General features: G+C 72.4%; 14 protein-coding genes. 5 read left to right on the plus strand and 9 right to left on the minus strand.

The window, feature by feature from the left end:
* Positions 1-194: 194 nt before the first annotated feature.
* The 3 genes from ACWD6P_RS22725 to ACWD6P_RS22735 are packed head-to-tail and all read left to right on the plus strand — an operon-like array spanning position 195 to position 2571.
* Positions 195-944, plus strand: coding sequence for an ABC transporter permease (locus ACWD6P_RS22725; protein WP_451445967.1), 750 nt, complete (start codon positions 195-197; stop codon positions 942-944).
* Positions 941-1615 (plus strand): ABC transporter permease, encoded by a 675-nt coding sequence (locus ACWD6P_RS22730; protein WP_451445968.1) that lies wholly within the window; start codon positions 941-943, stop codon positions 1613-1615. Before ACWD6P_RS22725 ends, ACWD6P_RS22730 begins: the two co-directional genes overlap by 4 nt.
* Positions 1612-2571, plus strand: a complete 960-nt coding sequence (locus ACWD6P_RS22735; protein ID WP_451445969.1) for an ABC transporter substrate-binding protein — start codon at positions 1612-1614, stop codon at positions 2569-2571. Before ACWD6P_RS22730 ends, ACWD6P_RS22735 begins: the two co-directional genes overlap by 4 nt.
* A 183-nt stretch (positions 2572-2754) precedes the next feature.
* Here ACWD6P_RS22735 and ACWD6P_RS22740 read toward each other — a convergent pair whose 3' ends face one another.
* The 4 genes from ACWD6P_RS22740 to ACWD6P_RS22755 are packed head-to-tail and all read right to left on the minus strand — an operon-like array spanning position 2755 to position 5362.
* Positions 2755-3912 (minus strand): ATP-binding cassette domain-containing protein, encoded by a 1158-nt coding sequence (locus ACWD6P_RS22740; protein ID WP_451445970.1) that lies wholly within the window; start codon positions 3910-3912, stop codon positions 2755-2757.
* A 36-nt stretch (positions 3913-3948) separates the two neighbouring features.
* Positions 3949-4470 (minus strand): histidine kinase dimerization/phospho-acceptor domain-containing protein, encoded by a 522-nt coding sequence (locus ACWD6P_RS22745; protein ID WP_451445971.1) that lies wholly within the window; start codon positions 4468-4470, stop codon positions 3949-3951.
* Positions 4437-4688 carry a hypothetical protein gene (locus ACWD6P_RS22750; protein WP_451445972.1) on the minus strand — a complete coding sequence of 84 codons (252 nt, stop codon included), beginning with the start codon at positions 4686-4688 and terminating at the stop codon, positions 4437-4439. The genes ACWD6P_RS22745 and ACWD6P_RS22750 overlap by 34 nt, the downstream gene beginning before the upstream one ends.
* Positions 4685-5362: a response regulator transcription factor gene (locus tag ACWD6P_RS22755; RefSeq protein WP_451445973.1), complete on the minus strand. Its 678-nt coding sequence runs from the start codon at positions 5360-5362 to the stop codon at positions 4685-4687. Before ACWD6P_RS22755 ends, ACWD6P_RS22750 begins: the two co-directional genes overlap by 4 nt.
* 255 nt (positions 5363-5617) lie before the next feature.
* Here ACWD6P_RS22755 and ACWD6P_RS22760 point away from each other — a divergent pair, with 255 nt between their 5' ends.
* On the plus strand, positions 5618-5743 hold the full coding sequence (locus ACWD6P_RS22760; protein WP_451446017.1) for a hypothetical protein: 126 nt from the start codon (positions 5618-5620) through the stop codon (positions 5741-5743).
* A gap of 152 nt (positions 5744-5895) precedes the next feature.
* Positions 5896-6837 carry an NADP-dependent oxidoreductase gene (locus ACWD6P_RS22765; RefSeq protein WP_451445974.1) on the plus strand — a complete coding sequence of 314 codons (942 nt, stop codon included), beginning with the start codon at positions 5896-5898 and terminating at the stop codon, positions 6835-6837.
* Positions 6838-6897: 60 nt separating this feature from the next.
* Here ACWD6P_RS22765 and ACWD6P_RS22770 read toward each other — a convergent pair whose 3' ends face one another.
* The 5 genes from ACWD6P_RS22770 to ACWD6P_RS22790 form a co-directional block, all read right to left on the minus strand.
* The gene (locus ACWD6P_RS22770; RefSeq protein WP_451445975.1) at positions 6898-7851 is read right to left on the minus strand and encodes a hypothetical protein; all 954 of its coding nucleotides are present in this window, start codon (positions 7849-7851) and stop codon (positions 6898-6900) included.
* 111 nt (positions 7852-7962) lie between these two features.
* Positions 7963-8568: a hypothetical protein gene (locus ACWD6P_RS22775; protein WP_451445976.1), complete on the minus strand. Its 606-nt coding sequence runs from the start codon at positions 8566-8568 to the stop codon at positions 7963-7965.
* 123 nt (positions 8569-8691) lie between these two features.
* On the minus strand, positions 8692-9729 hold the full coding sequence (locus tag ACWD6P_RS22780) for a cation diffusion facilitator family transporter (RefSeq protein ID WP_451445977.1): 1038 nt from the start codon (positions 9727-9729) through the stop codon (positions 8692-8694).
* Positions 9730-9918: 189 nt separating this feature from the next.
* Entirely contained in the window at positions 9919-10116 is a 198-nt protein-coding gene (locus ACWD6P_RS22785; protein ID WP_451445978.1) for a hypothetical protein, read from the minus strand.
* Positions 10117-10237: 121 nt separating this feature from the next.
* Positions 10238-13540, minus strand: a complete 3303-nt coding sequence (locus ACWD6P_RS22790) for an AfsR/SARP family transcriptional regulator (protein WP_451445979.1) — start codon at positions 13538-13540, stop codon at positions 10238-10240.
* Positions 13541-13691: the final 151 nt, after the last annotated feature.

Below are 13691 nucleotides of genomic sequence, written 5' to 3' on the forward strand. Positions count from 1 at the left end.
CCCTGCGGACGGACGGGTCGCTGGACTCCGAGGGACTATACACAGGTGGTACACACTGGGTGTATACGTGGGGTGTGTACGCGGCGTGTGCAGCGCTAGGTGCACAGGGGAGGGCGCGAAGCGGCGTGTGAAGTGCAGGCCCGATTGGACGCGTCCGTCGCGACACCCCGCCGCGCGCCGGGTGGACTCGTACCGTGACCGCACCGCCGCCGGACGACTGCCTGGCCCGTAACGACTGGATCTGCGGCGACTACCTGAGCACCCGCCGGCAGATCCTGCTCGACGCGGTCGCCCAGCACCTCCAGCTGACGGTGGTCTCGGTGGCGCTCGGGCTGGTGATCGCGGTCCCGCTGGCGCTGCTGGCCCGTCGCCGGCGCTGGACGGCCGGGCCGGTGCTCGGCATCACCACGGTCGTCTACACGATCCCGTCGCTGGCGATGTTCTCGCTGCTGCTGCCGGTCTACGGCCTCTCCGCCACCCTCGTCGTGGTCGGCCTCGCCCTGTACTCCCTCACCCTGCTCGTCCGGAACATCCTGGCGGGGCTGGACGGCGTGCCCGTCGAGGCCAAGGAAGCCGCCCGCGGCATGGGGTACGGGCCGATGCGCCAGCTGCTGACCGTCGAGCTTCCGCTGGCCGTACCCGCCGCGATGGCCGGGCTGCGGATCGCCACGGTCTCGGCGGTCGCGCTCACCACCGTCGGTGCGATCGTCGGGTACGGCGGGCTGGGCAACCTCATCTACGCCGGGATGAACTCGTTCTTCAAGGCGCAGGTGCTCACCGCGTCCGTGCTGTGCGTGATCATCGCGGTCGTCTTCGATCTGCTGCTGCTCGGTGCGGAACGGCTGCTCACGCCCTGGCGGCGGGCGAACCGCAGGGCACGGGTGCGGGTCCGGGCCACCGCGGGGACCGGGCGGCCGGCCGCGGCTCCCGGGCGGCGGGCATGAACACCCTCGCCGCGGTCTGGACATGGCTGACCACGGGCGCCAACTGGTCCGGTGAGAACGGCGTCTGGCACCGCCTCGAACAGCATCTGGTCCTCACCTTCGCCTGCCTGGTCATCAGCGCCCTGATCGCACTGCCGATCGCGCTGACCCTCGGCCACCTCGGGCGGGGCGGGGCGCTGGCGGTCAACCTCGCCAACATCGGGCGCGCGGTGCCGACCTTCGCCGTACTCGTCCTGCTGATGCTCACCCCCATCGGACGGTCCGGGCAGTGGCCGACGGTCATCGCGCTGGTGCTGTTCGCCATCCCGCCGCTGCTGACCAATGCCTACGTCGGGATGCGCGAGGTGGACCAGAACGTGGTGCGGGCCGCGCGGGGCATGGGGATGACCGGGGTGCAGCTGGTGTGGCGGGTCGAGGTGCCGCTCGCCTTTCCCCTTGTGCTCACCGGCATCCGGATCGCCGCGGTCCAGCTCGTGGCCACCGCCACGCTCGCCGCGCTGGTGGGCGGCGGGGGGCTCGGCCGGATCATCACCGCGGGGTTCAACCTGGCCAGCACCCCGCAGGTGGTCGCCGGGGCGGTACTGGTCGCGGTGTTCGCGCTGCTGATGGAGGCCGTCTTCGAGCTCGTGGAGCGGTATGCGCCCGGGTGGGCGCGGGGGCGGATCCGGTGAGGGCCGCGGGCGCGGTCCTCGCGGCTGCCGGGGCCCTCGCGGCGCTGGGGCTGGCCGGTTGCGGCAAAGGCCCCTCGCTGGAGACCCGCTCCGCGATCACCGCCCCGCCAGGGGACAGCCGCGATCTGGCGATCGGCTCGGCCGGCTTCACCGAGAGCGAGCTGCTCGCCCGGATGTATGCGGCGCTGCTCGACCACGCCGGCTACCGGACCCATGTCCTGACCGTCGGCAACCGCGAGCTGTACGAACCCGCTCTGGAGGCCGGGCAGATCGATGTCGTTCCCGAGTACGCCGCGACCTTCGCGGACTGGCTCAACGCCAAGAACAAGGGCTCCAAGGCGGCCCCGGTCGCCTCGCCCGACCTCGGCGCCACCATGGCGGCGCTGCGCCGGCTCGCCGTTCCGCGGGGCCTGACCGTGCTCCCGCCCGGCCGGGCCGTCGACCAGAACGCGTTCGCGGTCAGCGCCGCATACGCCCGCAGGCACCACCTCAAGACCCTCAGCGATCTGGGCCGGGCCCGGCTGCCGGTGCGTCTCGCGGCGGGCGATGAATGCGTCCAGCGGCCTTTCTGCGCACCGGGGTTGCGGAAGAAGTACGGGATCAACATCACCGCCATCGACCCGAAGGGGGTCGGCACCACCCCCGCCAAGCAGGCCGTGCAGAACGGGCAGGACCAGATGGTGCTGACCACCAGCACCGATGCCACGCTCGACCAGTTCGGGCTGGTGCTGCTCGCCGACGACAAGAAGCTGCAGAACGCCGACTACGTCCTCCCCGTCGTCAACCGCGCCCGCGCGGGCGGCGCACGCCCGGCCGCCGCCCTCAACCGCCTCAACAAGGTCCTGACCACCGCCGATCTGGCGCACCTCAATGAGCAGGTAGACAGCTGGCGGCGGCTGCCGGCGGATGTGGCGCGCAGCTACCTCGTGTCGAAGGGGCTGCTGCCGAAGGGATGAGGAGCAAAGGCCGGTGAGCGGGCCGGTGTTTCACGTGAAACGTCGCGTCGCCGAGCAGAGGCGGTGTTTCACGTGAAACATGGCACGGCGGGGCAGAGTTGGCGTTTCACGTGAAACACGGCACGGCAGGGCCGAGTTGGCGTTTCACGTGAAACATGCGCCGGGTGCCGACGGCGGGCACGCTCACTCGGTGGGCACCGAATCCACCTCTGCCCGCTCCCGCGGCACCCCCCGCTCGTCCGAGCCGATGGTGCGGCGCAGCGCCTCATGGAGCTTGGTCGGGGTGAGCACGCCCAGGAAGCGCTGGCCGTCCAGGACCGCGATCCAGCCGGCGTCGTGCTTGAGCATCTCGCTGAAGGCTGCCTTGAGCGTGCCGGTGACCGGCACCCATGCCTCCATGCGGCGGGCATGACCGGCGACCGTACCGGCGGCCCCGGTCAGCTCCTCCGTGCCCACCCAGCCGTGGAGTTCGCCGTCCTCGTCGAGCACCACCGCCCAGCGGGCCCCCTCGGCCCTGAGCCGTCCCGCCGCCTCGGCGGCCGGCTCGCCGAGGCGCGCAAACGGCGGGCGTTCCAGGTCGCCGCGGTCGATACCGGTCACCGACAGCTGCTTCAACGCCCGGTCGGTGCCGACGAATTCGGCGACGTATGGCGTGGCCGGGGCGCCGAGGACGCTGGCGGGGGTGTCGTACTGCTCGATGCGCCCGGCACCGTAGACCGCGATCCGGTCGCCGAGCCGGATGGCCTCCTCGATGTCGTGGGTGACGAGGAGCACCGTCTTGTGGAGCGTGGACTGCAGCCGCAGGAACTCCTTCTGGAGCCGGTCCCGGACGACCGGGTCGACCGCGCCGAACGGCTCGTCCATCAGCAGGACGGGCGGGTCGGCGGCGAGCGCGCGGGCCACCCCGACGCGCTGGCGCTGACCGCCGGAGAGCTGCTCGGGGTAGCGCGAGCCGTAGACGGCCGGGTCCAGCCCGACCAGGTGCAGGAGTTCGGCGGCCCGCTCGCGTGCCGCCGCCTTCTTCCAGCCGGTCAGAAAGGGCACGGTGGCCGTGTTGTCGAGGACCGTGCGGTGCGGGAAGAGCCCGGTCTGCTGGATGACATAGCCGATGCGGCGGCGCAGCTTGACCGGGTCGACGCCGGCGACGTCCGAACCGTCGACGTAGATCTGCCCGTGCGTGGGGTCGATGAGCCGGTTGACCATCATCATGGTCGTCGTCTTGCCGCAGCCGGACGGTCCGACCAGGGTCACCAGCTCCCCCTCGCCGACCTCGAAGGAGAGGTCGTCGACGGCGGTGGTCCCGTCGGGATAGCGCTTGGTGACGGACTCGAACCGGATCATTGCGCCATTGAATCCCGGTGCCGGTGGCGGGTCCCGTCATCCGGGCAATCGGGTGGGCCCGCTGGACGGCGGCCCACGGGCCGTCAGATCACCTGCCGGTCGGGGAAGGAGACCCGGACCGTCAGACCGCCGCCCGGGTTGGGGTGCGCGCCGGCGGTGGCGCCGTGCGCGCGGGCGATGGAGGCGACGATCGACAGGCCCAGTCCGGCGCCTCGCCCGGGGCGTGCCGACCTCGATCAGCTTGCCGCGGATCCGCCGTACGTTGGCCGGGTCCGGGTCGGCCAGGCCGATCTCGGCGGCGGCGCGCTGCACGGCGAGCGGAGTGCGCAGCTCATGCGCGGCGTTGGCGGCGAACCGCTGCTGGGCGGAGACCAGATGCTCGATCCGGTCGAGCATGCCGTCGAACGTGTCGGCGAGCTGCTTGAGTTCGCCGGGCGGGGCGTCCAGGGCGATCCTCCCCCAGCCTTCGCCCGGCGGGGGCCCCAGCAGATTGGCGGTGGACAGCCGGCGGGCGGTGCGGGTGATCACCCCGACCGGGCGCAGCACCCGGCCGGCCATCCACCACGCCAGCCGAGGGCGGGCACGGACCCGGTGACGTACGGGGCCGGGTCGCGGGGCGTGGCGGTGGTGACGGCGGTGCTCAGGCTGGAGTAGAGGCCCTCCCTCACAAGGACGTAGACCAGGCCGATGAGCATCACGCCGGCCAGCACCAGCAGCCCGCCGTAGAGAGCGGTGAGCCGGACGCGCTCGCTGCCCGGCAGCCAGTGGGCCTTCACCGGCGCCCGCCCGGCCCGTCGCACATCCGGTACCCGGCGCCCGGCACGGTCTCGATCACCGGCGGGTCGCCGAGCTTGGCACGCAGCTTGCTGAGCGTGACGCGGACGGCATTGGTGCGGTAGCTGGTGTGCTCCTCCCACACCTCCTCGATCAGATCGTCGCCGCTGACCACCGCGCCCTGGGCGCGCAGCAGCACCTCCAGCACCCCGAACTCCTTGCGCGACAGGGCCAGCGGCCGCCCGTCGCGCACCGCCAGCCGGCGCGCGGTGTCGACGGTGACACCGGCCCGCTCGATGACCGGGGGCAGCGCGGGGCGGGCCCGCCGGCCCAGCGCCAGCACCCGGGCGAGCAGCTCCTCGTACGCGAACGGCTTGGTCAGGTAGTCGTCGGCGCCCAGCCCGAGTCCCGCCACCCGGTCGTGGACCGTGCCGGACACGGTGAGCATCAGCACCCGGGTCAGCAGCCCCTGCTCCACCACGTGCCGGCAGACCTCGTCGCCGTGCAGCCCGGGCAGATCGCGGTCCAGGACGAGCACGTCGTACGCGCCGAGCCGCAGCTTGGCCAGCGCCTCGCGGCCGTCATGAGCGATGTCCGCCGCGATCGCGTCGCGGCGCAGACCCGCGCCGATCATGTCCGCGAGGAACTCCTCGTCCTCCACCACCAGAACGCGCATGCGGTCATGTGTACCCGAGGGGCACCTTTCGCCGAGGTAAACGTCTTTCGCCGCGACCCCGCGGACCAGGGAATTCACCACGCTGGAGCCGGACGCCGCCCGGCGGCCGGGGAGTCCTCGCCCGGCCCTTAGAGCCGGCGGCATCACGGTCAAGGCCGCCGACGAGGGGCTGCTGCGCACCCTGCGCGGCACCATGGCGTCCGGACCTGGCTCAACGCCGCCAACGGCCGCTACCCCGCCGTCGTCCTCGACCACATGGCCGCCCAGCGGCTCGGCGTCACCGGCCCCGGCGCGACGCTGGTGATCGGAACGGTCGCGGGCCTCTACCCGGCGGTGCGGGCGGCACGGCTGTCTCCGGCGCTCGCCCTCCAGGCGGTCTGATCCCGAAGAAGGCGCTGTCCGTACGGAACTTTTTCGCGGGGCCGTACGAGTTGCTTCCGCCGCACCGCCTTTGCACCTGCCGCGTCCGGCCGCACCGGCGTGCTTACGATCCACTTCGGCCACCGGTCGGAAGGGTGGAAGGGAACGCCACGATGAGAGCCGTAGCAGTCAGCGCATTCGGTGAACAGCCGCAGCTCATGGAACTGCCGCAGCCCGAGCCAGGGCCCGGTGAGGTCCTGGTGCGGCTGGCCGCCGCCGGACTCAACCCCGTCGACTGGAGGCTCGCCGACGGCGAGTTCGGGGATGCGGTCAAGGCCGCCTTCCCCCTCGTCCTGGGGACGGACGGGGCGGGCGAGGTGCTCGCCATCGGTACCGGCGTACGGCGGTTCACCGTCGGCGACGCGGTGTTCGGCCAGTTCCAGCGCCCCGAGCAGGGCGGTGGCTCGTACTGCGAACTCGCCCTCGCCGACGAGGACCGCATCGCGCACGCCGCCCGCAGCGTCACCTATGCGACCTCCGCGGCGCTGCCGACGGCCGGTATGACCGCGTACAACCTCGTCGAGGAGACCCGGATCGGCGACGGCAAGCGGGTGCTGGTCGTCGGCGCGACCGGCGGTGTCGGCACCTTCACCACCCAGCTCGCGGCCGGCCGCGGCGCCGAGGTGATCGCCACCGCCCGCCCGGCCATGGCGGAGCTGATGCGGAATCTGGGCGCGGCGCAGACCGTCGACCACACCGCGGGCCCGCTCGCCGACCAGGTCCTCGCCGCCCACCCGGACGGTGTGGACGTCCTCATCGACATGGTCAGCGGCCCCGCCGAGTTCGCCGAGCTGACCCGCACCGTGCGCGACGGCGGCACCGCCGTCTCCCTCATCGGCTCCGCCGACGCCGACGACCTGACCGAACGCAACCTGCGCGGCTTCAACTTCGTCAACCGCCCCTCCCCGCAACTCCTGGAGATCCTGGCCGGCCATGTCGACGCGGGCCGCCTGACCGTCCTCGTGGGCCGCGAGGTCTCCCTGGAAGAGGCCCCGGAGGTCCTGGAGGCCAGCCGCACGGGGCGGGCACAGGGCAAGACGGTTCTGGCGATCTGACCGGCCGCCCGCAGACGTTCCCGCCGCAGATCCGGCGGCCCTCAGCCACGGCCCGCGGCCTCAGCCACGGCCCGCGGTGCTCCGCCGCGCGCGCCAGGCCCGCGCCGCCACAGGCCCCGCCGCCGCCAGTACGGCCGTCAGCGCGCCCGCGGCGACGATGAGCCACACCCCCGTCCGCAACGGCCCCGTCAGCGCATCCGCGTATGCGCCCGCCGCGGGGCGGGAGATCACCGGCGGCAGCGCGTCCAGGGCGCGGCCGCGCAGCAGGGCGAGGGCGGCGGCCAGCAGGGCGGCGGCCGTGGCGCAGGCCGTGCCGGCGCAGATCAGTGCGCGGCGGCGGCGCCGCGTCAGCAGCAGTCCGCCGGCCAGGCACAGCGCCGCGGCCGGCGGCAGCAGCAGCGCCCCGTGGTGGACGACGTCGTAGACGGCCCGGACCCGGGGTACGTGCGCGGCTTCCAGCAGCACCACCTGCACGCCGGAGCGCGGCACCCGGCGGACGAAGTCCACCCCCATGCCGGCGCCGTTGTCGGAGAGCTGACGTTTGACGCGTGCCAGGACAGGGGTGAGGTCGAGGGTGACCGCCGCATTGCCGGGGGCGGCCAGGGTGCCGTCCAGGGACCGGTGGGCGGTCCGGTGCACCCCCTGCCACATCGCGGGGAACCCGCTGCCGGTGACGACCTGGCGCACCTGTTTGGCGACGGACTCCCGGATGCCGTGGGTGAAGTGGCGGCGCACTGCCGGACGCTCCGCGCGCGGTACGGCCTTGAGCAGCCCCTTCAGCAGACCGTCGAGCTGGATGTGCGCCATCACCCCGTCCGTCACGTCGTCGACGACGGCCTGCTGCACGGCGGCGTCGGCGGCCAGTGGCGCCACCGTCGCCACATAGCTGTCGGTCTCGGTCAGTTCGGCGCGTGCCCAGGTGGCGGCCAGCCCGAGCGGCAGCAGGAGCGCGCCGACCAGCAGGAGCACCCCGCCGGCCAGGCCCCGCGCCGACGCCAGGACCCTCGCTGACATCGCGTCGTCCTCCCGTGAGCCCTGCCCTACGGCCACCTTCCAGGCAAGTCCGTAGGGCTGTGGCGCGCGAGCGGGGCCGGTGCCAATGGGTGACCGGGCGCGCGAGGTGGCTCAGCGCGGGGGTGCCGCCGCCCGCCGCTTGCGCACCGTGCGTACCACCCCGGGCCCGAGCAGCGCCGCGGCCGCGGCGGTCACCGCCCACCACCCCCATCCGTCGTTGCCGCCGCCCTCCCCGCCCGTCAGCGGGAGGTCGTCGAGATCGCCGGAGCAGGCCGCGGGGGCGTAGGAGTCGCCCACGTAGACACAGGCGGTGGCGGCGGCGCGCAGGGTGCCGGGGGCGGCGGTGGCGCGGCCGGGGCGGTCGCCGAGGACGGCGGTGGCGGTGAACACCTGGATGTCGTGCGCGGGCAGATCGGCGCGCCAGACGACTTTCCGGCCGCCCGTCCCCTCGCCCTGGACGGTGCCGCCGGGTGCGGTGGCGGAGGTCGTGGTGGCCGGCATCCGCTGTTCGACGCGGGCCCCGGGGACCTCGTCGGCGCCCATGTTGTGCACGGTGATGCGGTATTCGAGCCGTCGGCCGGTCTCGGTGTCGTCGGCGCCGTCGGTCACCGCCACCGACACCGAGACGGCGGGGGGCGCCTGCGGGGCGGGTGCGGCGACGGACGGGGCGGGGAGCGAAGCGGCGCACAGCAGCGCGCAGACAACGGCGGTTCTCATGCCGTCATCCGAGCACCGCGACGCCCGTCACCGGCGGCAGGCGGCCCGCACCCGGTCCGGGTTCACCCGAGTGCGGGGCGCGGGCGTCGGCCGGGCGCGGGCACCGCAACGGCGTGCGCCGCGTCAGTGCTCGTGCGGCCCCGGCCGGTGCACCGGGCCGTGTGCGTCCTCGCAGTGTTCGCCGGGGAGCGCCGGCGATCCGGGCGGCGCCGAGCCGGGTTCCGGCCGCGGGCCGAGCGTCAGCACCTCGTCCGCCGCGCCGTCCTCGCCGACGTGGTCGACCTGCAGCGTGGCGTGCGTGATGCCGTACTCCCCGCTGAGCAGCTCCTGCAGACTCCGGCGGACCTTGTGGCAGTCGCCGCCCGGCGCCACCAGGATGTGCGCGGACAGCGCCGGCTGACCGGAGGTGATCTGCCAGATGTGCAGATCGTGCACCTCGACGACCTCGTTCTCGGCGACCAGGTGGTCGCCTATCGCGTCCGGGTCGATGCCGGCCGGTGCGGCCTCCATGAAGATCCGCCCGGACTCGCGCACCAGCCCGGTACCGGCCCGCAGCATCAGCGCGACGACCACCAGCGTGGCGATCGCGTCGGCCTGCGCGAAGCCCGTCGTCAGCACGACCAGACCGGAGACGGCGGTCGCCACGAACCCGAACAGGTCGGTGAGGATGTGCTGGTAGGCGCCCTCGACGTTCAGGCTGGAGCGGTTGGCCCTGGACAGCAGCCAGGTGCAGATGAGGTTGACGACGATCCCGGACAGCGCGGTGACCAGCACCAGCCCGCCGGTCACCGCGGGCGGCTCGATCAGCCGCTGCACCGCCTCGTACGCCAGCCAGACCGACAGCAGCAGCAGGGTGATGCCGTTGGCCTGCGCGGAGAGGATCTCGGCGCGCTTGAGCCCGTACGTGTAGCCGCCGCGGGCCGGCCGCGCGGCCAGCCGCATCGCGATCAGCGCCAGCACGATCGAGACCGCGTCGGTGAGCATATGGGCGGCGTCCGAGATCAGCGCCAGCGACTGCGCCAGCACACCGATGACGACCTCGACCGCCATGTACGCGGTGAGCAGGATGAGCGCGGCGCGCAGCCAGCGCCGGTCGGCGTCCGGCGAGACCCCGTGTGCGTGGCTGTGGCTGTGCCCGTGGCTGTGGGCGTGCTCGGTCATGGCGCGCTCCTTCCTGGCTCCCTGGCTGGGAAGCAAACCGCACTTCGGCGAAAGATCCAAAGGCTGCACCGGTGACCGTTGTCATTACCGTCGAACGGGCGATCGTGCCTGGTCAGAGCGGCGGAAGCGGGAGTGGGAAGGGAACGGAAGCGGACCCCGACTGTCCGGTCGGGGTCCGCGCACACGGTGTCAGTCGCCGCGGTGCAACGTCGGGATGCAGATGGCGTCCGAGGTGTTGCGGGTGACCGCGGTGTCGAGTTCGGTCTGGGCGGCGTCGGGCCGGGCCGCTGCTGCGGAAGGTGCGGTAAGGGCCTGCAGGGCCACGACCGCCACCGCGCTGGTGATCACTGCGGTGCCCACTCGGCAGCCGGTTCTGGAGGTGCGCAATTTCATTCCTCGGAGATCGGGAAGGACGAGGAATACGTATTGGATCACCGTGTGGGCGGGCTGGCAAATCCCTCGCGGGATATCGATCGCGAGCGCAAAGTGCAGTCCGTTGTGGGGGTATTTAGGAGGTTTGCTCCTCGGGGTTGTTGTCGCTTTCCGTTTCAGCGAGGAGGGCCAGTCGGCGGCTGACTCGGGAGGCTTCGGACGGGTCCAGGGATTTGAATATGCCAAGCGAATATGCCAACAATTCCCGGGCCAGGTCGTACCGCCCTTCCCGCAGCCGTACGCCTGCCAGCGTGTCCATCGCCCAGGCCTTCTGGTCCAGTGCCTGGATCCGCTCCGCGAGGGCCAGTGACATCTCGGCGTGCCCGGCGGCGGCGCCGAGGTCCCCGAGGGCGGCCTCGGCCGCGCCGAGTCGGTGGAGGGCCTGCGTCTCCTCGTGTGCCGCGCCGATGTCCCGGGCCAGCTCCAGCGCCTTGGCGTGGTGCCCGGCGGCCTGTGCGTAGTGGCCGAGGCGGTGGTGTGCGGTGCCGATCCCGATGAGGGTGTTGGCCTCGTTCCGGCGGTCGCCCAGCCGGCGGAAGATGACGAGGCATTCTTGGAACATGTCGAGGCCGGACGCGAGGTCCTGCGGGTTCGGGGACGCGATGAGGATTCCGGCGATATTCGCCTTGGTGGCGGCCTGGTCCGCGAGATTTCCGAGTGAAGCGGCGAGCGCAAGGGACTCCTCGTAAGAGCGGCGCGCGGTGACGGAATCTCCCATGCGCATATGCAAATCCCCGAGGTTGTTAATGCACTTTGCGACGTTCCTTTCGTCGCCGGTGAGTCGGAAGTGCTGGATGGCGCTGGTCACGTATTGCAGGGCCTCGCGGTGTTCGCCGAGATAGATCAGCGAAATGCCGATGTTGTTCTCGCAACGTGCCAGGTCCCATGCGTCGCCCGATCGGCGCTGGATCTGCAGTGCCTCCTGGTGCAGGTCGAGTGCCGCGTGGTTCCGCCCGAGGTGCCACTGCAGGATCCCCAGGGCGCGCAGCGCCTCGGCCTGGGCGTCAGGGGCGTCCACCGCCCGTGCCAGATCGAGCGCCCGCCGGGCCGCCTCCTCGGCCTGCGGATAGCGGGAGGTGTTGGCATGGGTCGCGCCCAGGTCGAGCAGGGCCAGACACAGGGCGTGCCGGTCGCCCACCCGCTCCCAGTGGTCGACGGCGTGGCGCTGCATCCGGTCGGTGTCGGTCCAGTGGCACTCGGCGTCCAGGAACCCGGACAGGGCATGGCTCAGCAGTGCGGCGCGGTCCGACGGCCCGTGCGTACGGGCATGGCACTCCACGGTGAGGAGGTTCGAGCGTTCCACCGTGAGCCATTCCTTGGCGTCGTCCGCATGCCGTAAGGGCGGCAAGGAGGGCGACGGCACGGCGGTGCCGGGATGCAGACGCGGCAGCCGGAGGCGGCGGGGGTAGAGCAAGGTGTCGGCGGTGTCGGCCGCATGGAGGTAGAAGTCCACCAGCCGGCGAAGGGCCCGGTCGCGCTCCTCCCTGGTGTCCTCGGAGAACACCAGCGCCCGCGCGAACTCCCCCAGCAGATCGTGGAAGCGGTAACGGTGCGGGGTGGGCTCCTGGAGCAGGTGGCAGTGCAGCAGCGTTTCCAGCAGCCGCTCCGTTTCCGCCACCGGAAGGTTCACCAGTGCAGCCGCCGCATGCGGCCCGAAATTGGCGCCCAGATGGAGTGCGAGATGCCGGAACACACTCTGCTGAGTGCCGGTCAGGGTCTGGTAGGACATCTCGAAAGCGCGGGCTATCTCCGAGTAGCCGTCGCACAATTCGCCCAGCCTTCCCGGGCCGGAGGAGAGCCGTTCGCAGAGTGTGGCAAGGGTCCAGGACGGCCGGGCATTGAACCGATTGGCGGCGATTTCGATGGCCAGCGGCAAATAGCCGCACAGCTGGACGATGTGGTCGACCGCGGTGGCGTCGCGGGTGCGCTCTCGGCCCGCGAACTTCCGGAACAGCGCCGTCGCGTCGTCCGGCGGCAGCACATCGAGCGCCAGCCAGTGCGCACCGGGCAGACCGGCCAGGTGGCGGCGACTGGTGATCATGACGAGCGACGGCGAGCCGCTGTCGGGGAGCAGCGGGCGCACCTGGTCGGTGCTGGCCGCGTCGTCCAGGATCACCACGGCCCGCTTCCGCCCCAGCAGGGTGCGCCACAGAGCGGTTCGCTCCTCGATCTCGCCGGGAATGGCGTCGGGTGCCACCCCCAGCAGACGCAGGAGCGTCGACAGCGCCGCCCCCGCGTTCAGCGGATCCTGGACGCCGGCGTGCGCACGCAGATCGAGGTAGAGCTGCCCGTCGGGGAACCGTTCGCCCAGGCGGTGAGCGGCGCTGACCGCCACCGCCGTCTTGCCCACCCCCGCCATTCCGGAGATCGCCTCCAGGGCGATCACCGCGGGAGCCGGCCCGCCGTCACGACCGCCGGCGGCGTCATCGACCGCGGCGCACAGCCGGCGCATCTCGGCCCGGCGGCCGACGAGTGCGGTGTGCCGGGGCAGATTCCGCGGAGCGGCGACCCCAGGTGCCGATGCCGGTGCCGGTGCGGGGGCCGCGACGCGGGGCGGGACCGCGGCGGCCCGCGCGGTCGGCTCCGCTGCGGGCGCCGGACGTGCGTGCGCCGGGTAGGGAATCAGTTCCGGCAGCGGCGCCCGGCACAGGATCTGCTGGTGGACCCGGGTCAGCTGAGTGCTCGGGTCGGCGCCGAGCTCCTCGCGCAGGCGGCGGCGAGCCTGCTGGTACACCCGCAGTGCGTCGGCGTGCCGGCCGCAGCCGTAATAGGCCAGCATCAGGTATTCCAACAACAGCTCGTCGTAAGGGTGCTGGGCGATGAGCGAGGACAGCGGGCCGACCGCGCTGTGGAACCGGCGCAGGCGGAGCTCCGCCGCGACCCGCGAAGTGGCCGCGACGAGCCGTTCCTCCGCCAGCCTGGCCCGGATCCGCTCCGGCCACAGGCCGGGCAGGCCTGCCAGCGCCTCCTCGTCCCACAGGGCGTCGGCCTCGTGGAGCAGCGTGGCCGCGGCGGCCTCGTTCCCGTCGTCGGACGCGGCCCGCGCCTGGGTGGTCAGCTTCTTGAAGCGGTGCCAGTCGACCCGGTCCGGTGCGATGGCCAGGGTGTAGGTGTGCGCATGCTGCGAGATCACCGGAACGCTGGTCGCCGTGGAGGTCCGCAGGGTCTTGCGCAACCGTGAGACATAGGTGTGGACGGACTCCCGGGCCTTGCCGGGAGGGGTGCCGTCCCACAGCCGGTCGATGAGGGTCTGCAGGGCCACGGGACGGCCCGCCGACAGGGCGAGCGAGGCCAGGATGCAGCGTTCCTTGTCGGAGCCGAGCGGGACTCTGTCGTCCTGGATGCCGAGACAAATGGGGCCGAGTACGTAGATATCCATCAGCGCCTCCCCCTGAACGGCGCACCATCTGTTGCAGCGAGCATGGCACTCGTCCGAGGCGGAGACCAGAAGGCCTCATGGAGCGAGTGGCCCCAGGGCGGCTCGCGGTCGTGGTCCCCGCGCCCCCTGAGGCCTGGCCGAATTGCACGCG

The sequence above is a fragment of the Streptomyces sp. NPDC002446 genome (genome assembly GCF_053595675.1).

What these genes read in the sequence shown, in the direction of transcription:
- ACWD6P_RS22730 (WP_451445968.1), top strand. Translation starts at nt 941, where the DNA reads ATGAACACCCTCGCCGCGGTCTGGACATGGCTGACCACGGGCGCCAAC.
- ACWD6P_RS22740 (WP_451445970.1), bottom strand. Translation starts at nt 3,912, where the DNA reads ATGATCCGGTTCGAGTCCGTCACCAAGCGCTATCCCGACGGGACCACC.
- ACWD6P_RS22745 (WP_451445971.1), bottom strand. Translation starts at nt 4,470, where the DNA reads ATGGCCGGCCGGGTGCTGCGCCCGGTCGGGGTGATCACCCGCACCGCC.
- ACWD6P_RS22755 (WP_451445973.1), bottom strand. Translation starts at nt 5,362, where the DNA reads ATGCGCGTTCTGGTGGTGGAGGACGAGGAGTTCCTCGCGGACATGATC.
- ACWD6P_RS22760 (WP_451446017.1), top strand. Translation starts at nt 5,618, where the DNA reads ATGGCCGCCCAGCGGCTCGGCGTCACCGGCCCCGGCGCGACGCTGGTG.
- ACWD6P_RS22765 (WP_451445974.1), top strand. Translation starts at nt 5,896, where the DNA reads ATGAGAGCCGTAGCAGTCAGCGCATTCGGTGAACAGCCGCAGCTCATG.
- ACWD6P_RS22770 (WP_451445975.1), bottom strand. Translation starts at nt 7,851, where the DNA reads ATGTCAGCGAGGGTCCTGGCGTCGGCGCGGGGCCTGGCCGGCGGGGTG.
- ACWD6P_RS22775 (WP_451445976.1), bottom strand. Translation starts at nt 8,568, where the DNA reads ATGAGAACCGCCGTTGTCTGCGCGCTGCTGTGCGCCGCTTCGCTCCCC.
- ACWD6P_RS22780 (WP_451445977.1), bottom strand. Translation starts at nt 9,729, where the DNA reads ATGACCGAGCACGCCCACAGCCACGGGCACAGCCACAGCCACGCACAC.
- ACWD6P_RS22790 (WP_451445979.1), bottom strand. Translation starts at nt 13,540, where the DNA reads ATGGATATCTACGTACTCGGCCCCATTTGTCTCGGCATCCAGGACGAC.